Genomic DNA, 26,147 nt, shown 5'->3' on the forward strand with positions numbered 1-26,147 from the left:
ACTACAGTCATTGATAAAAGCGTGCAGTCCATAAAAACGCCTAGGGTTCTAAAGTGGTTTGAGTAGCCATACTTTGCGGCAAAGTCGCCGGGTCCAGTTTAAGCGTTTGCGTTGGGTAGGCGATATCGGCTTCGTGTTTATGTATGATAGCCATCACTTGCAACAATATATCTTGCTTAACTTCATGATAACGAACCCAATTAACGGTTTTGGTAAAGGTGTAGATAAAGAAGTCGAGGGAAGAGGGACCAAAAGCATTAAAGTTAACAATTAGGGTCTGTTTTGCGTCGATATCATTATGGTTTTCGAGCATCTGACGGACATCATTAATGATAGCGTTAACCTTTTCGTTGTCGTCATAGCGAAGACCGATCGTTTCGTAGATGCGTCGATTCAACATTCGTGATGGGTTTTCTACCACAATATTACTAAATACTGAGTTAGGCACGTATAAAGGTCGCCTATCAAACGTCCTGATAATGGTCATACGCCAACCAATGCGTTCGACGGTACCTTCAATTGCACGGTCGGGCGAACGAATCCAGTCACCGACCTTAAATGGGCGATCAAAATAGATCATCATTCCACCGAAGAAATTGGACAGAAGATCTTTCGCTGCAAGACCGACAACCAAGCCACCGACACCACCAAAGGTCAATAAACCAGACAAGCTGAGCCCAAGAGCTTGCATCGCCATCAGCACACCAATGGATATAAAGAACAGACGTGCGACTTTAGCCGTGGCTTGAACCGTGGTTTCGTCGTGTTTTCCTGCGGTAAGAATATAGCTTTCTACATTCTGAATGATTCTTAGAATGACCCATAAAAACAGTATGATAACCAAGATATGATCAAGCTTATTGAGCCAGCTCGTATCGGTTGCTACGTAATGGGTCAGCACAATATCGAGTGACACGGTGGCCGGCCAGAGCCAAATAAATACACTCACTGGCGCACGAAATGCTTTTACAATCAGTTCATCCCAAACAATAGGAGTATGTTCAGTCAAAGCCTCTAACCGATTGTAAACGATTCGCCAGATTACCCACGCCAACAGGCTAAATAGAGTGATTAATAACACGTTACTCAGCCAGTCATGGCTAAATGATTGAATATAATTTTGAATCTCATCCATACTCATACAGTTCCAAAACAACAAAATTGGTTCAAGGCGTAGGTCAATGTTCGGTATTCACATTAACGCAAGTTTGACCGCTGTCTACGCATGACGCTTGCTGTGATTGTGTGGGTTACAACGTATCATTATACACCGTATCTTGTTATCTAGGCACAATGAAATCGAGCTAACATATTGAAAATGCCACAATCCATACCATAGTTAAAGTAGTTCAACTTAAGGACAAGGAACTACCATGAGAACGTCCCATAAACAATTTGCCGTGATTGGTCTTGGTCGATTCGGTATGGCAATTTGCCAAGAATTGGCGTTAGCTGGCGCGCAAGTTTTGGCTATTGATATTGATGAGGAAAAGGTTAAACAGGCTTCTGCGGTTGTGTCTCAAGCCATTGTTGCCAATTGCACCATTGAAGAGACTGTTGAAGAGTTGCGCTTGAGTGAGTATGACATGGTGATGATTGCCATTGGCGACGATATCAATGCCAGTATTTTAACCGCTTTAGTATTAAAGGAAGCCAAGGTAAAGACTGTATGGGTTAAAGCAAATGACAAGTTTCAATACAAAATCTTGCAAAAAATTGGCGCAGACAAAATCATCATGCCGGAGCGCGACATGGGGGTGCGTGTTGCTCAGCGTATGCTCGATAAGCGGGTTTTTGAATACAGTGCATTGGGAAGTGGTTTAGCGATCACGGAGATTATTGTCGGCAATCAGTTAATGGGGCAAACACTGCAACAGATCACCTTGCTGCGCAATGATGATATCCAGTTACTGGCGTTTAAACGCGGTCCAACTTTACAAACGACACCACCGACTGACCAGATGTTGCAAATGGGCGATATGTTAATCGTTGCTGGTTCAGAGTTAGTGTTATTGGAGCAAATTAAGTCGCTATGAGTCGATTAAAACACACCGGATTGTTTTACTCCCTTAAAAATAAACGCGCGAAGTCTAAGGTGGGTTCCGAGCCCTATATTATTTTGGTGAGTTTTATGGCGGTCTTGCTACCGTCTGCGATGTTGCTGACCTTAGCGCCATTTTCTGTGACGGGATTAAGTTTTACTGATGCCTTTTTTACTGCGACTTCGGCGATTAGTGTGACTGGACTTGGCGTGGTGGATACTGAACACCACTTCACTTTGGCGGGCAAGATTTTATTGATGTTTCTGATGCAGATTGGCGGTTTGGGTCAGATGACGTTATCAGCGGTCTTGTTATATCTGTTCGGCGTTCGATTAAGCTTACAACAACAAGCGCTGGCGAGAGAGGAGTTGGGACAGGATAGAGCCATAAATGTAAAACTGCTGGTCAAGAAGATTATCGTCTTTGCCGTGTTGGCTCAGTTGATTGGCTTTGCCCTGTTATGTCTTCGCTGGGTGCCAGAGATGGGTTGGCATAAAGGGATGTTTTATGCGCTATTTCATGCGATTTCTGCCTTTAACAATGCTGGCTTTTCACTGTTTTCAGACAGCCTTAGTCAATTCAATGACGATGCTCTAGTGTTGTTGGTGGTTTCTGCGCTATTTATATTTGGTGGACTCGGTTTTACCGTGGTCAGTGACCTTGCTCTGAATGGTAGAAAAGGCTTTCGCCATCTCGCTTTACATACAAAGATCATGATGACTGCGACTCCGTTGCTCTTGCTCGTCGGCACCTTGTTGATCTGGTTATTGGAGCGGGATGCCAGTCTGTCTGGTCTTGAGACTCAACAGCAGTGGTTAGCCGCCTATTTTCAATCCGCTACGGCGAGAACCGCAGGGTTTAACAGTGTCGATTTGAGTCAATTTGGTTCAGCGGCACTGTTAGTGATGATCTTACTTATGCTTATCGGTGCCGGTTCGACCTCAACCGGCGGTGGTATCAAGGTCTCAACGTTTACTGTTGCTTTTCTGGCGACATGGGCGTTTGTCCGCCAGAAGCGCTATGTGGAAATCTTTCAGCGCACCATCAGTTGGCAAACTGTGACACGCTCCCTCGCTATTATCGTCGTGACGGGCGCCATACTGACGTTGTCGATGTTTTTACTGATGGTGACAGAACAAGCGCCGTTTGAGTTGGTGGTATTTGAGACCATCTCAGCATTTGCCACGGTAGGTTTAACCGCTGGGTTGACCGAGACTTTATCGACACCGGGTAAATGGATTATGGTGGTGGTGATGATCATCGGTAGGATAGGACCTTTGACCTTAGCCTATATGTTGGCAAGACCAAGGCCCACATTGATTAAATATCCAGAGGAACAAGTCCTCACGGGATAGACGCTGCTATTGGAACAGTTTCAGGTACTCAGCGTAACCTTGCTGCGCTAGGTGATCTTTCGGGATAAACCGCAGTGATGCAGAGTTAATGCAGTACCTTAATCCCGTCGGTGCAGGCCCATCTTTAAACACATGACCGAGATGCGAGTTAGCGAATTTACTTCGTATTTCTGTCCTTGGAAAGATCAGTTTGTAGTCGGTCTGTGTGACAATGTAACCTTTATTAATGGGTTGGGTAAAGCTTGGCCAACCCGTACCTGAACGATATTTATCTGTGGATGAAAACAGCGGCTCACCTGAGACAATATCCACATAAATCCCGGCTTGTTTGTTGTCCCAAAATTCGTTTTCAAAGGGGGCTTCTGTCGCGTCTTTCTGAGTCACCTGATATTGCAACTCCGTCAGTGACGCCTTAATGTCGCTATCACTGGGTCTAACATAAGGTTTAATGGTTTGTGAGTCGCTCTTGCTCCCCTTATCAATCATGCTAGCAAGAGTCACTGGCTTGGACTTTCTATCATCACCAAAAATCGTGTCTAAATAAGCGTCTCGTCCAGAGGCATAGCGGTAGTACTTGTACTTAACGGCGCTCTTCTTGTAATAGTCTTGGTGGTAATCCTCTGCGGGCCAAAATTGAGAATACTCGATCAGCTCGACCGCCAAGGGTTTTTTGTACACCCCCAAAGCATCCACCTGCGCAATAAATTCAGAGGCGATTTGCTGTTGTTGTGAGTTATGGTAAAAAATTGCGGGTCGATATTGAGCGCCTCTATCAACAAAAGAGCCCTTGGCATCGGTGGGGTCGATATGACGTAGAAAATAGTCAAGAACCTGTTGGTATGAGACCGTTTCTGGGTCATAAGTGACCTGAATGACCTCGATATGACCGGTTTTGCCACTGGCCACCTCACGGTAGGATGGGTTTTGTTCCTCACCACCTGAATAGCCTGATACGACATCGATAACACCATCGAGCTGTTCTAGATCCGATTCGGTACACCAAAAACATCCGCCAGCCAGTGTCGCTGTCTCACTGTTTCCTGAGCGATTTTGCTCGCTCTGTTTCGGGTTGTCAGCCATTGAATGATAGCTTGCGAACACAAACAGTATTGGCAAGCTGAGTACCAAGGTGAGGTAGCGCCAAGTTAGTTTTTTCATAGTGGTCTCTCATTGTCTGCCTATTCTTCATTTTAGTAGAACGCCTAACCAAGCAATTAATTTCACCAAAGATTTAAATTACTGAGTAAACTCAAGTATATTGACGAGCAAAATAGGCTAGGGCACAGAGGTTTTTATGCAAGCAGAAGTAAAATGGATCGACGGATTCAAATTTTTAGGTCAATCACAATCAGGTCACTCTATTGTAATGGATGGCAATGGGGGCGATACTGCGCCGAGCCCAATGGAGATGGTATTAATGGCTGCGGGTGGATGCAGTTCAGTTGATGTTGTCGATGGGTTGAAGAGTGCCAACCAAGCGGTGACCGCCTGTATCGCTAAATTGAGTACAGAGCGTCGAGATGCCGCACCGCGAATTTTCACCAAGGTCAATATTCATTTTGAAGTGTCAGGTGAAGCACTGGACCCAGCCTGGGTTAGTAAAGTCACGAAAGACTCACTAGAGAAATATTGTTCAGTGTGCTTGATGCTAGGCGAAGGTGTGGAGATGACGCACTCTTGGGAAATTGTTTAGTCGCTTGCTGTCATTGTTTTAGTTGAAATCAATAAAGCCCCTTTACGGGGCTTTATTGTGACCTCATTACAGACGTTCAGCTAAGTAAGCGTCATAGTCTGGGATCTCAATATCGACTTCTTGGTCGAGCAAGTTTGATTCGAACAAGAAGTTGGCGGTGGCGCGGTTGGTCGCGACTGGGATGTTCCAAACACTGGCAATACGCAGCAGGGCTTTGACATCAGGGTCGTGAGGTACGGCATTGAGTGGATCCCAGAAGAAAATCATCATGTCCAATTTACCCTCAGAGATAAGGGCGCCAATCTGTTGGTCACCACCCATTGGACCACTGATCATGCTCTTAATCGCAAGACCTGTCTCTTTGCTTAGCATGTTACCTGTCGTACCGGTCGCATAAAGAAAGTGACCTTGCAGCTTTTCTTTATGCTCTTGAACCCAGCGCAATAGTTCGGGTTTGTAGTGATCGTGGGCGACTAGCGCGATGTTTTTGTGCGCTGGCATGGTGCGAATGGTGCGTTGCATTATTAATAATCCTATTGTGGTTTGATGCTTGATCCGTTTCTAGTGCACTTATTACACAATACAAGCTTAGGTGAGTCGATAACCCGATGCTTGTTTTTGTATTGAGGTAGCTAAGTGCCTGAATTATGTTTGATTGTAAATGAGCTTATGGCTAAGTCGCAACTAAACAATGAACTGTGTGTGATTAATCATTAACTTCTATACCCAAGTTACCTCGCATCTTGAGGTAGCTTGGGTGTTATAGAGAATATGGGACGATATCCTCCCGGTGATAACGAGTTCTTGATATTGATGGAGTCGAGATTAGTTGGAGTCAGTACATTTATCTCAGGTGCAATAGGGGTTTGATATGGCTGTTGACGCAAATAATGCAGCGCTTGTTTTACTGATTCACGTCCCTGAGTAACCATCTGGTCAGTGGGCGCTAAAATAACTTTATTGCGCAGTAAGCCACGATAAACACCATGACTTAAATAGATCGACAGTAATTTAGGAGGCTCGATCGACAACGATCGCAATTCACTGATTGCCGCTTCAATTGCTACAGCACTTCCAGCGATATAGTCTGGAGGCGTTGAAGTATCAAGGATTTGCTGAATTAGGTTACGCTGTAACTCTTTATCGTTGTCTGCCCAAAGTGTTGTCTGAACGTCGATATCCGCATCGGCAATACTATCGAGGAAGCCTTGAACGGCGGGTTTAGTACCGCCACTTGCTTTGGGACCAGGCAGCAGAGCTAAGGTCGCTTTGCCTTGACCTTTAGGGTGTTTATTTGCCAAATATTCTCCCACCTTATGCCCCATGTCGTACCAATCGACACCAACGACACCTTTCACGTTTTCCGCTTGTTGCTCTGACAGTTGCAGATAGTTAACGGTGGCAAATACGGGAGTATCAGCGGAGAATAGGTCGAGATTATTTTGGTAGCCATCAGGAGAGACAGTACCCAGTAAAATCGCATCAGCGCCCCATGTTTCACAAGCAATGATTTGTTGCTGCTGCTTGGTGAGGTTTAAGTAACCGCCGGACTCAAACACTTTTAGGGCGACGTTTTGCTGTTGTGCTTCAGTGACCATCCCGTAATTAACCGATAGCCAATAAGAGTCCTTTAGGTGTGGATAGATAGCACACAACTTTTCTGCGTTTGTATTCGGATTGGCATTAGCATCCGTTGGCGCATTCGCATAACAAAAAGCGGGGACTAGGCTCAAACAGTAAGCCAATATTCGGTGCAGTATCTTGTTTTTTAGCATAAATCCATCGTTTAGTGGTCACTGAATCAAATAGCATGCAAAATATAACCTAACATCACAAAGTTAAGAAGTCGATTTACACGGAGTACTGGATGGTTTTGTCTCGGGCAAGTATTGGCCAAAAGTTGCTGTTCTCATTTGTCGTCATGGCATTGCTTGTTCTATTGTCTACGGCAATTGGTGTCTCCGGTTTTTCTCTGGTAGAGAAGACCAAGCGCAATGTGGTAGACACCGCCATTCCCTCTATGATCGAGGCGCGTCAAGTCTCAGAGTTGAGCTCACAAATTATCGCTTCGGTGCACACCCTTGCGAGCGCCAAGACAACGAAACAACACCAAGAATCCGGCAGCCAACTCTTTAATGAGTTAGAGCTTCTTTTGGAACGAATCAAAACGCTACGCACAGACAGCTTTGATACTGAGTTGCTGACGGAGTTAGAAAACAACGTTCAAGCCATCATCGACAGTCTTGCTGAACTCGGTCTCTCAGTGAATCAGAGTATTAACTTATCGGGCTACTCCAAGCAGCAGGTTGATCAGTTAAATGTCTGGGCACAAGAACTCGAGCAACTCACGCGTACCCAAGTACTTAATACCAGTACCATTACTGTGGCAAATGTCACCCATATCTATGGTCTGGTCGAAAATAATAACAAACTGCAAGCGACTAAGGCGCTAGATGAGTTGGTCGAGGTCGATCTCGATCTATCGGAACGGCTGCATGAATTACATCTTTTGGCGTTTCGTACTCTGAATCAGATTGAAGAATTTAAGACGGTGTCCGACCCTCAACGTATTGAGCAATTACAACGTAACTATATCGCGAACGTCAATATTATGAAGCGCCGTGTTCAGGGGGTAGAAGATCCCACGCGTTCGCAGCAAATGTCGCTGTTATTGCAGCAATTAAACCAAGGAAAACGTGTTTTTGAAACCCTGAAGCAGAAGCATGAAACCGACATTCATTCGCAAACCATTTTACAAGATACACTGGTGCTGTTTGCATCACTCAATACCACCGTATCTCAACTGGTCGATCAATCCAACCTTACCACCTCAAACGCGGTTGAAACGTTGTCATCGACCTTGCTCTATGCTAAATGGACGTTGGGCTTGCTCTCTCTTGTTAGTCTGCTTATTGCAACGGTTGTCATTTGGAGAGTGATTTTCCGCTCGGTGGTTACACGGTTACAAACCTACTCTGCGGCACTACTTTCGATAGCGAAAGGTAAACTGGACGTTGATCTTGAGGTCAAAGGCAATGATGAATTGGCTTATATGGGGCAAGCGATCCTTACTGCGAGAGATACGGCTAAGTCACTGCAAGTGATGGTCAAGGCTGAATCAAAAGCTAGACAGGAGTTGGAACAACACAAGGCTCAATTAGAGCAAACCGTGACAGAAAGGACGTACCAATTACAACGCGCAAATATTCGTTTGAACCAAGAAGTGGTTAACCATACCAAAGCACGTAATGACGCCGAACAAGCCAATAAGGCGAAATCGGCTTTCTTGGCAACCATGAGTCACGAAATCCGTACGCCAATGAATGGGGTATTGGGAACCGCTGCGCTGATGGAGGAAACGCCATTAACAAGTAAACAAGGTCACTACTTAGATGTGATTAACCGCAGCGGACAAACACTTCTTGCGATCCTCAATGACATTCTTGATTACTCTAAGATAGAGGCGGGTCATTTAGAAATACGCCAAAAGCCCTTTGACCTCTACCGCATGGTACAAGATTGCTATCAATTGATGCTAGGCAAAGCGTTGGAGAAAGACTTGGATTTTCGCTTCACGATTAGTGACGATGTGAATACGGTTTATAGTGGCGATGTCACCCGAATTAGTCAGGTGATTAACAATCTCGTCGGTAACGCCATCAAATTTACCGAGACAGGTAGTGTCGAAATTAAAGTCTCTAGAGAACCTCAGGGCGAATTGTTGTTTGAGATTTCTGATACCGGCATCGGGATCAGCAGTGAAGACCAAATTCATCTATTTGAAGCGTTTACCCAAGGCGACAGTTCCCATTCATCCAAAGGGGGAACAGGACTCGGCTTGGCGATTTGTCAAAGATTAGTCCGTACCATGCAGGGTGAGCTTTACCTTGATTCATATATCGGAGAAGGCAGTCGCTTCTGGTTTAATCTACCCCTCGCGATTGCTGAGTTAGATATCGCGCAACAGAGTGACCTTGCATCCGTGAGTAAGCGAAGTGCGAGAGTATTGCTGGTTGAAGATAATCCAGTCAATTTGATGGTGGCTGAGGGCTTCTTGGTCAACATGGGGCATCATGTTATTTGCGCTGAAACAGGTAAGGCGGCAACACAATTATTTAGTGACCATAGTTTTGATATTGTGCTGTTAGATATTAACTTGCCTGATACCAACGGGGTAGAGTTGTTACGGAGTTTGCGCGCTCAGCATCCGATGAAAGCCAATACGGTGCCTTTTATTGCCGTGTCGGCGCATGTGTTTAGAGAGGAAGTCACGAGTTATCTCGATGCCGGGTTTGATGGATATTTGCCTAAACCTATTGATAGAGAAGCACTACGAACCACCATTCAAAGTCATTTAGTTGACACTGACGAGCATGAAGGCGTGATGGATGATAGCGAAAACCATGAACCAGTGGCAACGCTACCGATTGATGACAACAATCAACAAAGGGTCAACGTTATTGACGAAGCGGTGCTGCAACAGGATCTAGAGATCCTTGGGTATGCGCGGATGAGTAGCATTGTTGATGCTTTCGATAATTCCTGCGAACAGCTGCTACAGGAATTGGATGCCGCAGCATTGGCACGCAATGATTCATTGATTCGTTCTCTTGCTCATAAGCTTAAAGGCTCAGCGGGATCGCTGGGTCTGCAACGCTTATACCAACTGACTTTAGATATAGAAACGAGTTCCAGCCATTGTCAGGCTTATGATGACAAGCGTAGCGAACTGAACACGGTCGTCAGCGAATCGAGTAAGGCGTTACAGCGGGTGTTAGAAAAAAGCCATCAGTCTGACGACTGATGGCTTTCACTTAACGGTTTTCAAATCGATTATAATCTAACAGACCAAACTCAATCGGTTGCTGCTGGCGGTAAATGGCGTGTATTTCATCACTGTGCTGCCAGAAGTTTGGAGAAGTTCTTCGAACTGCAAAATTATCCAGTAAAGAAAGATAGTCTTGTTCACTGTTTAACCTCTCAAGTTGAGACACAAAAGCATCGACTTGAGACTCTTCAATATCAAAAAAGGTCGCGGGGTAGCTTCCGACCACACCATGCACGAGCGTTAACGTATCATTGGAATAATCCCGCTGTTTGTCTTCAGAGAATAGACTCGATATGTTGATGTGTGCGCTGTTTCTTAATAGCGTAAACAGGCGTTTTTGTCCCTGAGCGTCTTTGATGGTCAGTGTTGTGATTTCAGGAACATGCTGCAACCCGACTCCTTTTATTTGTGCAATCGACTTAAGGCGCTGTTCACTTTGAGTCGATAGCCCCGTGTTTTCGATGTGATATCTTGCAAGTTGTATTGGCGCAAATTTTTGCTGCAACTTATCAAACAGTTCCGATTTGTAATCTTGGCTAAGGTAGAGAACTTGGGTCGGCTGACTAAAGGGCGCAACATTGCGCTGGAGAAAGGCGCTAAATTGTGGGCTTTGGTCTTTATACCAACTACTGAACTCTTGGTGCCTGACCGTGTTAGGAAGTAGCGCAAGGAAGTTGCTTTCACCTTCCATACGCAAAAAATCCATAAACATCCGTGTCATCAGTTGATGACCAAAGTTGCCATAAACATCAAATCCCGCCACCAGTAAATAGTGAATACGTTCAAGCAAGGCGTAATCGAGGATCCAAGCGGTTTTAGGCTTCTCTCCAATTAACCCCTGGACGACGGATGCACTATCAAAATGACGAAAGACGGTCAGTGTCGCATTGGGGTTGGTATTGTTACCCTCCCAAAGCACATCAGTGGTTAGGTGCTGTCCGTTAGCAAACCATTGGTTCATAAACTCCGATTTTGCTTCGAGATAGCGCGCTTGCTGCTTCGAAAATTTTACCCAGTTACTCAATGGCAAAGTGTTGCTGTCCAGTTCTCCGGGAAGTTTCAGATTGTCTTGTTGCTGGTGGTAAAAGTCATTAATAACCGGTACATCTGCGGCGTCTGGGTCAATAAAAAACACCCAGAAATGGTCATTAATCACGTTGAGTGCTAACTGCCCACGACAAACCGGCCCTTTGATATACGCCATAATGGTATTTTGTGCGTTATCAAGCATGAATTTGAATCGGGCTTTAACCGGTAAATCAGTGAAGGCAGTCATCGGGTTTGCAGCCACGTTGGTGTCATAACTCGGTAGTTGAGCGACTTGGTAATCAGCATCAATAAACCACGTGTGCCAGTCATTGAGTCGCTGGTAATTAAGCGCGAAGGGCATATGGGTTTTGTCGACGATGGTACTCAAAACAGGCGTAAGTCGATAGTAAACATGATCGACTTTTGGGTCATCATAAGGTCTTCTGGTTGAAATACGCTGGATCGGCTCTCCCGGTGGCGTAGAGGAACGAACGAGAGTAAAGAAGCGTGGCTGTTCATTGTCTTGGACTAAATCTGAAAAGTAGAGGTGAGCAAGATAGAGATGCTCATAGATATAACGCCCCGTCAGTTGATTCTTGCGAGCCGATTTATTGAATAGTCGTTCGTATTGGTCGACTAACTGCTGTTCTTGGAAGGTCAGGGGAAGAGGCTTGTTCATTATTGCCCCTTGCCCTAGCCATTGGATCAAAGTCTGATACTCGCTATTGGCAATTGCGGGCATACCAAAGGGCATTCCCCAAAGAGGGTTATCCTTTTCATAGGCATCGAACTCTTCAATCGTCGGGCAAACTTGCTCTCGGTTGGTTGAAAAATCGAACCCTTCAAGCTGATCGGTTTCCGGCAGCGGATGACGTGCTTTTTGTGTCAGTAGGCGAGAGACTAACCCAGCATCTAAGTTAGCAGAAAGGGTCTGGTCACGTTCGTTGAGCACGGGGAAAAAACCGAAGTCGCGCCATTCATCGGTACTGTCAGCATCTTCAAACAGTCGGGTTGGTGTCGCCGCAGTCAGCCGTGTTCCTTCATAGACCAGCGCTTTGCTTGCCCCTCGGTCGATACCGTCAACAGAAGATAACTTTAACTGACAAGGTGCATCGTAGCAGGCGTGACAGACAACACAGCGGTTATCAATAATGGGCTTAACCTCAGTTAAAAAATGTTGCCCTTTGAGTGACGCGGGATCAACAGTACGTTGCCTGACGGTTTGTTCACCAAATAGCTCGTCGTAATTCATTCCTGCATAAGTGGCGCAACCACCGAAGATGATTAACAGGGCATAGAGTATGGGGTGCTTTAATTTGCTCATAGTTTCTAGTTCTTATTTAACGTTACTAGATGTAATTGTTAGAAATTATATCGAAAATTTCCATATTTTGGGCAAATAAAAAGCCCGACTCGAAGTCGGGCTTTGCAAAAGCGATGGTATTTTTTAAAAATTAAGCAGCTTTAAGCTGAGCGGCTTTTTCTTCACTAATTGGCTTAGTCACCAGAGAAAGAACAATACAAACACCCATCATCACGGCTGAAATGGTGTAAGCAAGGTTGTAGCCTTGACCACTCGCCATAGAGAAACCAACAATAGCCGTACCGATAGCGCCGCCGATACCCCATGATGTGTAAAGCACACCGTAGTTAGTACCGTAGTTTTTCAGACCGTAGTATTCTGCTGATAGCGATGGGAATACTGCTAGAAGAGTACCGTAACCAACCGCCGCAACCGCCGTACCAATAATCAGTGTGAATTCGCTATCGTAAGTAGAGAACATCACCATGTTCAAACCCTGAAGTACGAATGCCAACATCAGTGTGCGAGTACCACCAATCTTGTCAGAAAGAATACCTGCTGCGATACGACCACCAGAGTTGAAAATCGCAAGGATAGAAGCAAGGTACACAGCGTTTGGTAGGTTAGCTTGGGTCGCTGCAATCGTTGTGATGTTAGCAATGATCATTAGACCCGCTGCTGCTGCGAACGCATACATAATCCACAATGAGTAGAATTGAGGCGTTTTTAGCATTGCTTTCCAAGTCATGTCGAGTGCCGCTTTTACTTTAACCGGCGCTTTACCTGCTTTTACTTTTGGCTCTTGTGGCACATAACCCGCTGGTGGGTTAGTGATCGTCGCAGCAAGAGGCACAGCAATAATAAGTACACCAACACCCAGAGCTAGGAAGCTAGAGCTGATGCCCATGCTATTAATCATAGCGGCAGTCAGTGGCGCAAGGTATACCGCTGCAAGACCGAAGCCAGCCGCAATCAAACCATTAACCAAACCTTTCTTCGATGGGTGGAACCATTTCATCGCAGAAGGTGAAAGACATGCGTAACCAAAACCGATACCCGCACCTGTGATAACACCAAAAGTAATGTTTAGCATCATTGGAGTAGTGGCAAAGCTTGACGCAATCATACCAAGACCGGTGAGTGTCGCACCAAGGATTAGAATATTACGTGGACCCATACGGTCTTGTAGAACGCCAGCGACAAGCAGACAGATAGAAAAGGTAATAGTCGCTACAGCATAAGGTGAAGACGCGTCAGTCGCAGTCCAGCCTTCGCTTACTAGGGCTTTGTTGAATACACTCCAAGCATATAGGATGCCAAGACAAAGGTTGATACAGAATCCAGCAATCAGGATTCGCATAGCTTTATCAATCTTGTTCATTATGGTTCTCTGGTATTTGAACTAGGTTCATAGTTGGAAAAAATCAAATTAAGTTTGCATTTATCAACAGATAAAGCAAAGGAGGCGGGATTATAACCAATGTAAAAACTATTTCCAGCAATATATTGGAACTTAAATCAAAAATCCTTTTGGCTAAAAATTAAACGATAAGCCAATAAGGCGCTAACTCATTGTTATTAAAAAAATTTTGCGCAAGATCACGTTTTTTAGGCGTAGATTAGGATTTATGGGTAAGTAATTGATTGATTACTAAGCATAAGTCTGTGATTTGATTTTGTCAGACAAAAGAGCGAAAAACACAATGATGCAATTTCGAATTAACGCTGAAAAGTGATTGATGGGTTATTTACTGAAAATAAGGTAATCGCTAAAAAATATAAACCGCAGTGAAAAGTAAATGATATGTTACATAATATAAGTTAAAGAAAAAACAATAACGATAACAAGCACTCAAAACCGTCCCATTTGAACTATAATGAAACAATGTTGTTACATTTTTTAATTGATAATATTTGTGCATAAATTATGTGATCAGCAGGGTTGTTTCACGACTGGTTCGGTAGCACAATATCACCAAAATCAGTTTTCAATTTTGAAAATCTGACCATTTAGTAACCGTATGTTTAAGTAGTTGTAGAGGTGGCTTATGTTCATGACAAAAGTACTTGTGCTGATTGGCGTATCAGTAGGTGCAGGTTACGCAGCCTTTGATGACATTCACTCTTACCTGTTGGGTGTATCGATCGCTACCGCGGCGGTTTGGGCTTGTTATAGTATTGCTTTTGCTAGCATGCGTTTCCCACAGTTCGCAATGGGTCTATTGTTACTCGGTACGGTTGCTAAGTTGACGGTCACTGCCATTGGCGTTGCTATCGGGGTGAGTTTTGATCTCATCTCTTCGCCGTTGGTTTTCTGTCTAACTTATCTGTTCTACATTATTGCGATGAGCTTCTTGATGTTTAGCTATAAAGATAAAAAAACCAACAAGATGTTAGCAAGCAACCCCGTTTCTGCGGCGACGGCTTAACTGTTAACTTAACGGCAACTAACTCAACAGCTAAATAATAGAAAGGACGGTATAAACCGTCCTTTTTGCTTTGTTTATTAGTCACATTCGTTACTAACAATATTTGTGACTAGTAATTTTTGCAAGTCGCAATTTGCTTGTTAATAGAAACAGGCTAGCGAAAAATTACTGTACGTCGATTAACTCAACATCAAAAATAAGTACTGAAGACGGTGGGATAGGTCCTGTGCCTTTGGTGCCATAACCCAGAGTGCTTGGGACAAATAGACGATATTTATCACCAACAGACATCAGTAGCATGCCTTCTTGCCATCCTTTGATCACTTGGTTCAGCGCGAAGCTGATAGGTGCTCCACGCTCAATAGAGCTGTCAAACACAGTGCCGTCGATCAGTTTTCCTTCATAGTGGACGGTGATCTTACTTTCGCTCTGTGGCTTTTTGTGTTCATCGGAAGGTTCTGCTTTATGTAACACCAGATATTGCAGGCCGCTTTCTGTTGTAATGACTCCCTCTTTTTGCCCATTTTCAGCTAAAAAAGTTTGACCAATTGCAAAATTTTGTTCAGAGGCTTTATGGTTGTTCCAAGTGCGATAAATCATAAATGCAGCAAGCACTAATGCGATCAGAGGAAGAATAAATTTATTCACGGATTTTCCTTGTATGGATAGAGTGTAAAACTCATCAAAGTGTAACGTCCGAGGCTGCTGGGTGACAAGAGAGAAACCGCGCAAAAATTTCAATTTTAGGTAAAGAATCTTTTAGTGCTGCCGTTAAATTGAGTATCGAAACAACAGGAGAACGTCATGTTTGGAGCAAACAAGGTTGCGTGGGTTCTTTTTGCCAGCCTGCTTGCAGGTTGCAGTTCCACTTCATTTAAAGACGTTAAATTAATACCAGATACGTTAGATATTGCACCTAAGTCGGAGCATGATGTCAGGCATCCAGATTGGGCTTACGGACCAATAGAAACCATGACGACGCTCAAGGGCAATAACGGTCAATCTCGTCCCCATGTTTGGGGTTCATTAGAAGACTATCTGGTACAAAACGGCTTAGATTATGAAATGGTACCGGGGGATTATATGATGATTCGCCTCAAGCGTAAGATCCATTTCAATACTGGCTCTACCGCCGTTTCAAGTGACTCTTTCTTCTGGCTTGAACGCCTAGCTAACTTTTTGTCCGAGCAACACGGTATCGATGTGGTGATTGGTGGTCATACGGATAACACGGGAACAGTCAGTTTCAACGATAATTTGTCAGACCAACGCGCTCAACAGGTGAAACAAGCGCTGATTAATCAGCAGGTTCCAAGACAGCTAATTTATACCCGAGGCTATGGCGAACATGTACCTGCTTGCTCTAACGGCGACACATACGGTCAGGCGTGCAATCGTCGAGTGGAGTTAACTCTATTGGTTGCGAATAATAAATAGCGATATAAAAACAAAAAGCGATGCATTAACAGCATCGCTTTGGGTTATTGGTCTATTAATTTATCGAATCAGCTTAAACCAACAATATTGCCGTCTTGGTCGAGATCAAGCGACATAAACGCCGGTTTATCAGGGAGACCAGGCATGGTCATCACATTGCCACAAAGTGCGTAAACAAAACCCGCTCCCGCACATAATCGAAGCTCACGAATCACAACATCAAAGCCAGTTGGCGCACCTTTAATGCTGCCGTCTGTGGTGATTGATAACGGAGTTTTCGCTAAACAGACAGCAAGGTGGTTGAAGCCTTGTTTTTCGTAGATCGCCAATTGTTGCTGCGCTTGATAGGAGAGAGTGACACGTCCCGCGCCGTAGCCCGCTTCACAGACTGTGGTTAATTTCTCTAGGATAGACTGCTCTTGGCGATAAAGCGGTCGAAAATCCGCTGGGCTTTCACAAGCACTGATGACTTGCTGAGCGAGATCTTCTGTCCCAGTCCCACCTTTAGCAAAGCCTTCACTGATTGCAACGCGACAGCCAAGCTTTTCAACCCACGCCATTAATGTCCCAAGCTCTTGTTCACTGTCTTGAGGAAAACGGTTGATTGCGACAACAGCAGGGACACCGTATTTAGCCACATTATTGATGTGCCATTTCAGATTTTCAAAACCGGCTTTAAGTGCGATCTGATCTTCACCATAGAGCGAGTCGGGGATCGGCGTACCGGGTTTGAGATCATATAAACCTGAGTTCGCCTTTAAGCCACGTAGCGTGGCGACGATAACAGCACAATCTGGTTTTTTATCGGTACTGGCTGCTTTGATATTACAGGCTTTTTCGAAGCCCATATCAGATCCAAAGCCGCCTTCAGTCACTGTGTACTGAGCGAGTTTGGTAGCAATACGATCGGCAATAACCGACGAATTACCATGAGCGATATTGGCAAATGGACCGGTATGAACCAAGGTAGGCACACCTTCAAGTGTCTGCATCAACGTTGGTTCAATCGTGTCCTTCATGCTCACCGCCATCGCGCCTGCGACCTGAAGATCTTCTGTGGTGATCGGTGTACCATCGAGCGAGTAAGCTAACACGATTTTACCGATACGGCGTCGTAAGTCGGCAAGGTCCTCAGAGAGAGCAAGAATAGCCATAAGCTCAGAGGCGGCAGAAATATCAAACCCATCTTCACGCTCGTAACCATTAATAGTTTTATTCGCTTCGTTACGTCCTACCGTCACCATGCGCAATGCGCGATCATTGTGGTCGACAACACGTTTCCAAACTACGTTACGCACATCGATCCGCAATGCTTTTAGACCCGTGCGAGCCTCAAAGTCATCATAACCTTGACGCTGTTCGTGGTATATGCGGGCATCTAAAGCTGCCGAAGCAAGATTATGCGCCGCCGTAACCGCATGAATATCTCCGGTCAGGTGCAGGTTTAACTCTTCCATGGGTGCGACTTGTGAAAATCCACCGCCCGCAGCTCCGCCTTTGACACCAAAGATCGGTCCCATGGAAGGCTGACGAATACAAGCAAAAACCGACTTTTGTAATTTTTTTAAGCCTTGAGAGAGACCAATAGTCGTCACGGTTTTACCTTCACCAAGCGGGGTAGGCGTAATGGCAGTCACCACGACGAGCTTGCCACTAATATTATCTTTTACACGGTGTAACGCTTTAAGCGAAACCTTAGCTTTATATTGTCCCTGCGGGTGAAACTCTTGTGCTAGAAGACCAGATTGGGTCGCGATGTCCGTTATTGAAGCGAGTTTAGTAGTACGACAAATGTCAATATCAGATAGCATTAACAGCCCTTAATAATCATTAAAACTGGTGACGTAAACGTTTGCGCGAGATAATACCCGTTCAAAATGCTTTGTAAAGCCATAAATCTGACAGATTGTGTTAATTTTGTGCAATTGGATAGTTAAGTGATTCAAAGCATGAGTAATCAACAGAGAGTCATAGTGGAGAGAGAATAGCTGAGTTATTTATAAATGTCTCAAAAAGGTGTTCGTTGCCAAGGTAAAACGTTGTTGATGCCAAGGAGAGAGTCCACCAAACCAGGGCAATGAGCAATGAGCAGCGGGTTGCGATGGAGCCGATAGCAGAGGCATTAATTGATAGTGTTGCCACTGACAGGTTGAAGACAAAACCGCCACTCGATTGAGTGGCGGTTACTAGTATTACTCAACTGTAACGGGCGCCTCGCTATAGGCTTTTGTTCCCCAAAGCGGTACGGTTGATAAACTATGCTTGAAACTACCATCGGTCTCTTTGGTGGTGTAAGACAGATAAAGCAGGGTTTGGTTATCGGCATCATAGATTCGACGAACTTTCATCGTCTTGAAGAAAATACTTTTGGATTTTTTAAAGACCACTTCACCAGACTTACTCCTGTCGATTTTAGCAATCATTTCAGGCGTAATTTCACCCGTTTGACGGCATGATATGGAGCTGTCACTTGGATCCGATAAGCTTAAGTCCGCTTCAATAGAAGCAACATGGCAGGTGACACCAGTGACTACATCGTCTTTTAAGTTCTCGATTTTGATATCTTTCAACGTAAAGAGACCGAGAGAAACGTCACCGACCTCGTTGTCAGAGCAACCCACTAGCAGAGCGGTGATAAATAAAGCGGATAGTCTCTTTTTCATATTTAAGTCCTTGTTGTAGCGCTAATAACAGTTTGTTTTATGGTGAATTGCAGCCTGATATAGTATCTTAGTTCCGCTTCATGGTATCAGCATCATGGAAAATAGCGCGCTATACCTTGCATTAAGGTAACAAAAAACAATACAGGATTACTATGAAAGATATCGCAGCAAGTCTTTATAACGCCAAAAACCATTGGTTGGTCGATCAGGTTGAAGTTGATTTCCCAACAAAAGAAAGTTTAGCAGGACGTGAGCTGTATCTCTCTTCTTTATCAAGTCGCCATATCGAAGAATTTTCTCCAGCGACCACTGATAACGACACCAACATCGAATGGCATTTAGCGGATTTCCACCGTTTAACCATTATGTTTTCTATTTTGCAATCTAAGCTCTGGGCAAGCGAAAAAGATCAGGCACTGATTGTCGAATTCCTCACTCAAATTATCTTTGAACCCGATTATCAGATTTACGTTGGTTTTGAGCAGGGCGAAGCTGTGAGTGCAGCGCTTGTGTCTCAAAATGACTCAATGCTGCTGTTGTCGGATATCGTCGCACCACTCGGTAAGACGTTGGAGCAATCGGTCGCTTCATTGTTGGCAGACAAACCTGAACTTAATCGCGGTCAGATATGGTTTGAAAAACGGTGATCTAGGCGTAAATTCTTCACATTAAATGCGCCGTATACCACAATCTGAAACTCTTGGCTTACTGCCTGCTGACATTTTGTTTTAACCTTTGTTTATCCGATAAAGAATAATAAAGAGCAATTATGTCAGCGGTAAAATGTGTAGTTTTTGATTGTGATGGCACTTTGGTAGACAGTGAACCACTTTGTTGTCAGGCACTTGTCAACGCTTTTAAACAAGTCGGTGTTGATCTCGATCTCCAACAAGTTTGTGATAATTTTGTCGGTGGCAAAATTGCCGATGTTCTTACTCGAACTCAAACCTTAGCTGGCAGCCAAGTGTCACTTGATATGCTTGAGCCGCTATATCGCCAGCAAACCGAAAGGCTATTTACGCAAAACCTACAGCCTATGACCGGAGTAGAAGCTGTACTGGATTATTTAGACCATTCTAGCGTCGAGTATTGCGTGGTGACGAACAGTCCCCCCAGTAAAGCACAACAACTGCTTTCGATAGTGGGGTTGGACGCTCGTTTTAAAGGTAAAATCATCTCAGCCTTTGAGGCAAATAGCTGGAAACCCGAGCCAGATTTACTCCATTACGCCACCACTATGATGGGTTTTCGCGTACAAGATTGTCTCTATATCGATGATACCGCTAAAGGGGTGACCATGGGAATTGATGCTAATATTCAGACCATTCACTTCAATCCGAGAAATCAATATCAACACCACAACGTGACCTGTTTAGCCTCCATGCCGGAAGTGATCGAGCATGTGGCGATGCTTAACCAGTAGCGTAACGGTTGATATCAGCCAGATTGACTCAAGCAAATCTCGCTGAACCTCACATCTTGAGGTGACTTGGGTATACTAGCAACAATTGCTTACCACCAATAAAAATAGCACCCTTGGGTGCTATTTTTATTGGTGCGATAGTGACTGCGCTATTACTTCTTACGAAAAAATCACTTCTTACGGCAATATTCGCAACGTAACCACATAGATTGACCTTCAACTTTACCTGAGAAAAGATCAGGATCGTCTTGAGCAAGACCGATGTTACGAACCATCGTACCTTGTTTCACGACCATTGATGAGCCTTTTACTGGCAGGTCTTTGATGATGGTTACCGTGTCACCTTTTTCAAGTGGAGCACCATGACAATCGACGTGTTTACGGTTGTTTTCGTCCAAGCCAAGCTCAGCCCATTTAGCGACATCTTCTTCAAGATACATCATATCTAGTAGGTCTTGTGCCCAACCTTCCGCTGAAAGACGCTTTAACTGACGCCACGCCATCACTTGTACTGGAGCAACTTGGCTCCACATACTTTCGTTTAGGCAACGCCAGTGGTTAACATCCATAGACTCAGGATTTTCGATCTGTGTTTTGCATGTATCGCAAAGCATAATGGCGTGGTCAACGGTCACTTGGGTATGAGGTGTTACCACAAAAGGAGACAGAGTGGTTTGAGAAGAGCATAGTTCGCATTTGCTTTCGCAGCGTTCTAACAGAGTTGCTTCAGTAGACATACTTAGACCTTAAATGTATTGATAATCACTATCACTGCACGCCGGCAGTGAAATGAAGAGTAAGGGGCGACCGTGCGGTCGCGCTCTCATTGAATGGCGCACATTATACATGCTTTAGTGAATTCGCCTCAATAGAAGAATGGGCATAGTGAGGCGACGCAAAATTAGATTTTACAATTGGGCTTTGAACCTTGATATTGCGGTAAAGTGCTCGCTTTGGCTTGTAAGTCGCTGATACGGGTACTGTGTGATGGGTGAGTCGAAAGCAGTTCCGGTGGTTGACTTCCGCCCGATGCTTTTGCCATGTTCTGCCATAATTGAACACTCTGGCTAGGGTCAAAACCGCTGGCAGCCATTAATTCAAGACCAATAATGTCGGCTTCGGATTCCTGAGTTCGTCCATAAGGCAAGATAACACCATATTGAACACCTAATCCAAGTGCAGCCATCGTCATATCTTGATACTCCGAACCGCCCAACGCCACATTAGTGATTTGTAAACCTGTATTGGCGATCTGTGATTGCGACATACGCTCATTGCTATGGTCGGCTAATACATGGGCAATTTCATGACCGATAACGGTTGCCAGTTGATCTTGCGTCACAGCAACGTTTAAAAGACCGGTATAAACGCCGATTTTTCCGCCGGGAAGCGCAAAGGCATTGACTTGATCACTCTCAAATACCACGACTTCCCATTGTTCGAAATCTGGTTGTTTTGGCAAGGTGCTGGTAATAGATTGCGTGACACATTGAACATAACGATTGATGTTTTGGTCTTTACTGATTGGTTGTTGTTGCTTCATCTCTTCAAACGATTGAGCGCCCAACTGGCTCATCTGGCTATCCGAGAACAATATTAACTGGTTGCGTCCAGTGGGTGACGATGAGCAAGCGGTCAACGTCAAACTAACGGTTAATGGAATAATAAACCGAGCAGATACATGCATAGCCTTGGTCTCCAATGTTACGACTCCTTATAATCTCGCGGCTTTGTCTATGACTTATACTCAAACATTGCTTATACGCGAAACAAAGGGCATCATCCTTAAATTAAGTCACGGTAAGTATAGGATTTATCAATGAGTATCTGGAAAAAGAATCTTTCATTAGACATACTCAATCAAACCTCAGCCAACACACTTATTGAGCATCTGGACATTAAATATACCGCGTTCGATGAGCAGAGTTTAACGGCGACAATGCCAGTATGCCAATTTACTCACCAACCTTTTGGCATGCTTCACGGTGGCGCATCCGTGGTATTGGCAGAAACCTTAGGTTCGCTTGCGGCGAATTTTTGCGTTTCGGAGGATTACTACTGCGTTGGGCTAGATATTAACGCCAATCACATAAGAGCCATGCGTTCAGGAATGGTGATTGGGACGGCGACGCCGATGCATTTAGGGGCGACGACTCAAGTTTGGCAGATTGACATCAAAGATGAAAAGCAGCGGTTAGTTTGTACCAGTCGACTTACCATTGCCGTACAGCGTCACAAGAGAGCGCAACCATGATGATGGAATTTTCCCAAGGTAAGGTGATTGTTGCAGGTCAAGAAATCGTGGTGCGCCTAAACCAAGCATCGGTCACTTTGCAGGCGCATATCGATGGTGTGCAGTTATTGTTGCCTGGATGTGTTTTGTTAGCCAATGGGGCTGAATGTAAATGGTCGTTAAAACTCGATAATCAGCAGCAGGTCGAGCAGATTGCTCAGGCGACTGGTATTGAAATTATCACGGTGTAATGTGCGCTCAACATCTTGCACTCAAGGCGCATAAAGGGGAAACTGTTAGCAAATCAATCCAATAAGATTTCCTCTTTATGAGCAGCCCAAGATTACGTAAGCAATTTGAGACCTTGTTTGAGCATTTTGGCGGCAACAATGCCCAAACACAGCTGGACGATATCACGGATATCCTGTTCTGCACCCGACGTAACGCGCGTATTGTTCTCAACAAGCTTGAAGAAGAAGATTGGATTGAATGGCACCCAGCGGCAGGGCGTGGCAAGCAATCGCAACTTATCTTTAAGCGTAATCGCCAAGATGTTAGTGAGACGCTCGCAAAGCAATATATCGAAGAAGGGCGAATTGATCAGGCATTGCAAGTGCTTGATAAGGACACCAATAAGCTTTCTCAAGTCATTCAAGGTTATTTGGGCATCAGTCAAAGCGAGGGTAAACAAGTTATCCGCTTGCCTTACTACCGCGCTCTTAGCATGCTCAACCCATCAAAGCCGATGCGTCGTTCAGAGATCCACATCGCGAGACAAGTTTTTTCAGGCTTGACTAAGTTAGACGAAAACGATCAGTTGCTGCCCGATCTTGCCCATCACTGGCAGGCGATAGCACCAAACCATTGGCGCTTTTATATTCGACCTGGCGTGCGTTTTCATAACGGCGAACCGTTAACCGAAGCGCACATTGTTGAGAGTATTCTATCTCTTAAACAAACCGCACTGTTTTCTCACTTACAGCATGTTATGACACCATCACCTTGGGTGGTGGATGTTATTTTTAGCAGCGACGATCATCATGCCCCTTTGATGTTTGCTGAGAATATCGCCAAGATTTTGCCACCCGAGTCAATGCGTGATGAAAACTTTGACCGCATGCCTATTGGTACGGGCCCTTATCGCGTTGTAAAAAACGATGACAAAAAATTAGTGTTGAGCGCGTTCTCTGGCTATTTTGGTTATCAACCGCTGCTTGATACTGTCGAAGTGTGGGTGGCGGATAATGCCTACTCAAGTCTTGTATTTCCATCATTGACAGACCCGATCTCCGGCGCAAGGGAGCAGCTGCATGATGATATCGATCTTGATCCCGGCTGCACCTATTTGATGTTAAACCGGTCAACGGGTATCGCAGCGAACGATGAGTGGGCGCACTATCTGTGCCAAAAACTCAATTCTTTAGCTATCTTTCGGATATTACCGGATTCAACCATTCATGAAATGGGCATGGTGCCCGCTCATGGCTTAAAACCGGGTTGGTATCATCAAACCCCTGAGCTCAATCGTGAAGTGAAATTACCGCCGAGCAAAGACAAACAAATTCGCATTGCCTACTACCAGCAACACCCAACATTCCCAGAGATAGCGAAATGTATCGACACCTTACTTGCTGAAGATAGCGTTTCGGTTAAGTTAGTGCCTTATAGCGAGCAGTCACCCAGTGCTGAACAAATTGATATTTGGATACACCCCATGAGCATTGCGACGCAAAAGGAGGAGGCCTTAGTGGCTTGGTTGCTTGGGCATAGCCAGATAGAAACGTTGTCCAATCCTGAGCATTTTGCAAAATGGCGTGAGTTAGTCGATAGTTGGCGACAGCAAGCAGATGGACAGTTTTCGGCGCAAAGCCTAAGCAAGTCGCTGATTCAACATCAACAGTTGATCCCAATGTTTCATTGTTGGATGGGGATCAGTAAAGACCATTGCGGCAGTCTACAAAATGCGAAGTGTAACGCATTGGGGTGGTTTGATTTTGCGAAGGTTTGGATTAAACCGGAACAGGTGCAAGAGAGCGTGTCTGATCAATAAGTCATTGAGAACGGCTGTTCTCAATGACTGGGTTTAGGTGCTGAGCGATTGTTTATATGAAGTCTGTTTCCGTTAAGCCTGTTTACGTTGAGTCATAACGAACAGAGTAAGCGCGGTGATTGCGCCGAGTGTGTCGCATAACATATCTTTTTGAGCATCCCAAATATCGCCTTGAGAACCGAGGAAGGCGATGCCCTCATCACCACCGGCTAATGCCGCGTACCACCACTCAATAATTTCATAAGCGGCGGCAAGGCTCATAATGGCAAATAGACCAAATAGAATGGCTGGCCACTTGGTCATCAGCTGTTTCTTATACAGGTACTCAGTGATTGGTAGGGCATAGAGGCCAATAGAGAAGTGAGCAACACGGTCAAAGTTGTTACGTTCTGAACCAATCATTTGATTGAACCAGTCAAAAGGAACCTCGGCAAAGGTATATTTAGAACCAATCGTATGCAGACAGAGCCAGATAAACATAAGAACATAAGCCAAGGTTGAAAAGGTAAAGTGACGGGATACCCACCAAATAATGACCAAAATGCCGATAGCAGGAATGATTTCTGCTATCCACACGGCGCGGGAGCTAGGCTCTATTGCCGAGAAAGCAAATACGGCGCAATAGAATGCGCTGAGCGCGACGAGTATTTTGGGAAATGTTTGACTTTGAGTAGGGTGCATAAATCGGGTTCCAATCAGTCAGTGCGTGAATAAACATTAGAGCGTTTCATCTAGACTTGGTTCAAAACAATCCATGGTAACCAAGCGTTTATTGTTTTCAGTTTAAAGCTGCATCTTTTGAGTTTGTCTGTTTTGCAGCGATGCCATTTGAAGCATAGTATAACCAATATAAAACACCGTTCAATTGCTATTTGACTTACTCTGTTCGTGACCTTGCCTTAGGTCTATACTACTGTATAAAAACAAGTTGCTTGTGCGGGTTGCCCAATAGCAATAGAGGAGAGAGGGTAGTGACGGAAAATAGACCACACTCCATAACGGTGTGTCATGATGAAGAGAATCCACTGCTATGGTCGGTGTTGCAACTGTTAAAACGACAGTCAAGCGGGTGGAAAATTCATACCCTTGCACAGCGACTAGCAGAAGAAAATTTGATCCCCGAACTTGACGCTTGTCCTGAAAAAGATCTTTTTAAGCGTAATTTTTTATTGATGAATGCGCTGTACCAGTTGCAGCAAATGCTGTTACCCGATGCTTGGTTGCAGGTTGAGTCTATGGATATTCGGCTCTGCAACCCAAATCATGTCAACGGAGACCCGTTAGCTCAAGAAGATCGACTACGAGAGTATTACCTCGATTGGGGTCATTATGATACCGACAGCTCAGAAGTGAAGCGACTGTTAGAGCAATTTTGGAACAACTACAAACAGCATATTGGCGTCGTTGATGGTGATATTACTCGAAGTGAAGCGTTACAGCGTTTTGAATTGCAACAGTGGGCAAGCAAGCGTGACATTAGGCAGGCATGGCGTAAGTTCGCTTTTCAGTGGCACCCTGACAAAGAAGGAGGCGATGCGGAGACGTTTAAATGGTACCTACAAGCGTGGTCGACCTTGAAACAAGGGTTTTAGTTAGCGACTGGCATTTGTTGCTCATTTCACCGCGCCATCCTTGGCGCAGTAACAGCAGCACTATCAGTAA

General features: G+C 44.8%; 24 protein-coding genes. 12 read left to right on the top strand and 12 right to left on the bottom strand.

What is annotated here, in order from left to right:
• Positions 1–40: 40 nt before the first annotated feature.
• Entirely contained in the window at positions 41–1,135 is a 1,095-nt protein-coding gene (locus L9Q39_RS16280) for a mechanosensitive ion channel family protein (protein WP_435532846.1), read from the bottom strand.
• Between the two features lie 238 nt (positions 1,136–1,373).
• Here L9Q39_RS16280 and L9Q39_RS16285 point away from each other — a divergent pair, with 238 nt between their 5' ends.
• Positions 1,374–2,036, top strand: a complete 663-nt coding sequence (locus tag L9Q39_RS16285) for a potassium channel family protein (protein WP_237486148.1) — start codon at positions 1,374–1,376, stop codon at positions 2,034–2,036.
• Positions 2,033–3,397 (top strand): TrkH family potassium uptake protein, encoded by a 1,365-nt coding sequence (locus tag L9Q39_RS16290; protein WP_237486149.1) that lies wholly within the window; start codon positions 2,033–2,035, stop codon positions 3,395–3,397. The genes L9Q39_RS16285 and L9Q39_RS16290 overlap by 4 nt, the downstream gene beginning before the upstream one ends.
• 6 nt (positions 3,398–3,403) lie before the next feature.
• Here the strand turns inward: L9Q39_RS16290 and msrB are convergent, their stop codons facing one another.
• The gene (gene msrB, locus L9Q39_RS16295) at positions 3,404–4,555 is read right to left on the bottom strand and encodes a peptide-methionine (R)-S-oxide reductase MsrB (protein WP_237486150.1); all 1,152 of its coding nucleotides are present in this window, start codon (positions 4,553–4,555) and stop codon (positions 3,404–3,406) included.
• Between the two features lie 136 nt (positions 4,556–4,691).
• Here msrB and L9Q39_RS16300 point away from each other — a divergent pair, with 136 nt between their 5' ends.
• Positions 4,692–5,090: an OsmC family protein gene (locus tag L9Q39_RS16300; RefSeq protein ID WP_237486151.1), complete on the top strand. Its 399-nt coding sequence runs from the start codon at positions 4,692–4,694 to the stop codon at positions 5,088–5,090.
• A gap of 66 nt (positions 5,091–5,156) precedes the next feature.
• On the opposite strand, the gene L9Q39_RS16305 is transcribed toward L9Q39_RS16300, so the two are convergent.
• On the bottom strand, positions 5,157–5,612 hold the full coding sequence (locus L9Q39_RS16305; protein WP_237486152.1) for a methylglyoxal synthase: 456 nt from the start codon (positions 5,610–5,612) through the stop codon (positions 5,157–5,159).
• A 209-nt stretch (positions 5,613–5,821) separates the two neighbouring features.
• Positions 5,822–6,865, bottom strand: coding sequence for a TMAO reductase system periplasmic protein TorT (torT, locus tag L9Q39_RS16310; protein WP_237486153.1), 1,044 nt, complete (start codon positions 6,863–6,865; stop codon positions 5,822–5,824).
• A gap of 92 nt (positions 6,866–6,957) precedes the next feature.
• On the opposite strand from torT, the gene torS reads away from it, so the two are divergent.
• A complete protein-coding gene (torS, locus tag L9Q39_RS16315; RefSeq protein WP_237486154.1) occupies positions 6,958–9,894 on the top strand; it encodes a TMAO reductase system sensor histidine kinase/response regulator TorS in 2,937 nt (978 codons plus the stop codon).
• Between the two features lie 10 nt (positions 9,895–9,904).
• Here the strand turns inward: torS and L9Q39_RS16320 are convergent, their stop codons facing one another.
• Entirely contained in the window at positions 9,905–12,271 is a 2,367-nt protein-coding gene (locus L9Q39_RS16320) for a fatty acid cis/trans isomerase (protein ID WP_237486155.1), read from the bottom strand.
• Positions 12,272–12,401: 130 nt separating this feature from the next.
• Positions 12,402–13,631 carry an L-lactate MFS transporter gene (locus tag L9Q39_RS16325; protein ID WP_237486156.1) on the bottom strand — a complete coding sequence of 410 codons (1,230 nt, stop codon included), beginning with the start codon at positions 13,629–13,631 and terminating at the stop codon, positions 12,402–12,404.
• Positions 13,632–14,304: 673 nt separating this feature from the next.
• Between L9Q39_RS16325 and L9Q39_RS16330 the strand changes: the two genes are divergently transcribed.
• Positions 14,305–14,679 (top strand): NADH:ubiquinone oxidoreductase, encoded by a 375-nt coding sequence (locus L9Q39_RS16330; protein ID WP_237486157.1) that lies wholly within the window; start codon positions 14,305–14,307, stop codon positions 14,677–14,679.
• Positions 14,680–14,844: 165 nt separating this feature from the next.
• On the opposite strand, the gene bamJ is transcribed toward L9Q39_RS16330, so the two are convergent.
• Entirely contained in the window at positions 14,845–15,327 is a 483-nt protein-coding gene (bamJ, locus tag L9Q39_RS16335; protein WP_237486158.1) for a BamJ family beta-barrel-assembly machinery protein, read from the bottom strand.
• 156 nt (positions 15,328–15,483) lie between these two features.
• Here bamJ and L9Q39_RS16340 point away from each other — a divergent pair, with 156 nt between their 5' ends.
• The gene (locus tag L9Q39_RS16340) at positions 15,484–16,116 is read left to right on the top strand and encodes an OmpA family protein (RefSeq protein ID WP_237486159.1); all 633 of its coding nucleotides are present in this window, start codon (positions 15,484–15,486) and stop codon (positions 16,114–16,116) included.
• A gap of 68 nt (positions 16,117–16,184) precedes the next feature.
• Here L9Q39_RS16340 and L9Q39_RS16345 read toward each other — a convergent pair whose 3' ends face one another.
• Both L9Q39_RS16345 and L9Q39_RS16350 read right to left on the bottom strand, forming a co-directional pair.
• Positions 16,185–17,927 (bottom strand): formate--tetrahydrofolate ligase, encoded by a 1,743-nt coding sequence (locus L9Q39_RS16345; protein WP_237486160.1) that lies wholly within the window; start codon positions 17,925–17,927, stop codon positions 16,185–16,187.
• A 381-nt stretch (positions 17,928–18,308) separates the two neighbouring features.
• Entirely contained in the window at positions 18,309–18,779 is a 471-nt protein-coding gene (locus tag L9Q39_RS16350; RefSeq protein WP_237486161.1) for a CreA family protein, read from the bottom strand.
• Between the two features lie 152 nt (positions 18,780–18,931).
• On the opposite strand from L9Q39_RS16350, the gene L9Q39_RS16355 reads away from it, so the two are divergent.
• Both L9Q39_RS16355 and L9Q39_RS16360 read left to right on the top strand, forming a co-directional pair.
• Positions 18,932–19,426, top strand: coding sequence for a hypothetical protein (locus L9Q39_RS16355; RefSeq protein WP_237486162.1), 495 nt, complete (start codon positions 18,932–18,934; stop codon positions 19,424–19,426).
• Positions 19,427–19,548: 122 nt separating this feature from the next.
• A complete protein-coding gene (locus tag L9Q39_RS16360; protein ID WP_237486163.1) occupies positions 19,549–20,202 on the top strand; it encodes an HAD-IA family hydrolase in 654 nt (217 codons plus the stop codon).
• 170 nt (positions 20,203–20,372) lie between these two features.
• Here the strand turns inward: L9Q39_RS16360 and L9Q39_RS16365 are convergent, their stop codons facing one another.
• Both L9Q39_RS16365 and L9Q39_RS16370 read right to left on the bottom strand, forming a co-directional pair.
• Positions 20,373–20,939 (bottom strand): PhnA domain-containing protein, encoded by a 567-nt coding sequence (locus L9Q39_RS16365; RefSeq protein WP_237486164.1) that lies wholly within the window; start codon positions 20,937–20,939, stop codon positions 20,373–20,375.
• Positions 20,940–21,103: 164 nt separating this feature from the next.
• Complete coding sequence (locus L9Q39_RS16370; protein WP_237486165.1) at positions 21,104–21,889, bottom strand: M48 family metallopeptidase; 786 nt, start codon at positions 21,887–21,889, stop codon at positions 21,104–21,106.
• Between the two features lie 132 nt (positions 21,890–22,021).
• Between L9Q39_RS16370 and L9Q39_RS16375 the strand changes: the two genes are divergently transcribed.
• The 3 genes from L9Q39_RS16375 (at position 22,022) to L9Q39_RS16385 (ending at position 24,485) form a co-directional block, all read left to right on the top strand.
• Positions 22,022–22,456: a hotdog fold thioesterase gene (locus tag L9Q39_RS16375; protein ID WP_237486166.1), complete on the top strand. Its 435-nt coding sequence runs from the start codon at positions 22,022–22,024 to the stop codon at positions 22,454–22,456.
• Positions 22,453–22,686: a DUF3389 family protein gene (locus L9Q39_RS16380; RefSeq protein WP_237486167.1), complete on the top strand. Its 234-nt coding sequence runs from the start codon at positions 22,453–22,455 to the stop codon at positions 22,684–22,686. Before L9Q39_RS16375 ends, L9Q39_RS16380 begins: the two co-directional genes overlap by 4 nt.
• 77 nt (positions 22,687–22,763) lie before the next feature.
• Positions 22,764–24,485, top strand: coding sequence for an SgrR family transcriptional regulator (locus tag L9Q39_RS16385; RefSeq protein ID WP_237486168.1), 1,722 nt, complete (start codon positions 22,764–22,766; stop codon positions 24,483–24,485).
• 72 nt (positions 24,486–24,557) lie between these two features.
• Here L9Q39_RS16385 and L9Q39_RS16390 read toward each other — a convergent pair whose 3' ends face one another.
• Positions 24,558–25,166: a DUF2238 domain-containing protein gene (locus L9Q39_RS16390; RefSeq protein ID WP_237486169.1), complete on the bottom strand. Its 609-nt coding sequence runs from the start codon at positions 25,164–25,166 to the stop codon at positions 24,558–24,560.
• 290 nt (positions 25,167–25,456) lie between these two features.
• Between L9Q39_RS16390 and L9Q39_RS16395 the strand changes: the two genes are divergently transcribed.
• On the top strand, positions 25,457–26,077 hold the full coding sequence (locus L9Q39_RS16395) for a DNA-J related domain-containing protein (protein ID WP_237486170.1): 621 nt from the start codon (positions 25,457–25,459) through the stop codon (positions 26,075–26,077).
• The last annotated feature ends 70 nt before the right edge of the window (positions 26,078–26,147 follow it).

It is taken from the genome of Vibrio hippocampi (assembly GCF_921292975.1).
GTDB classification, from domain to species: Bacteria; Pseudomonadota; Gammaproteobacteria; order Enterobacterales; family Vibrionaceae; genus Vibrio; species Vibrio hippocampi.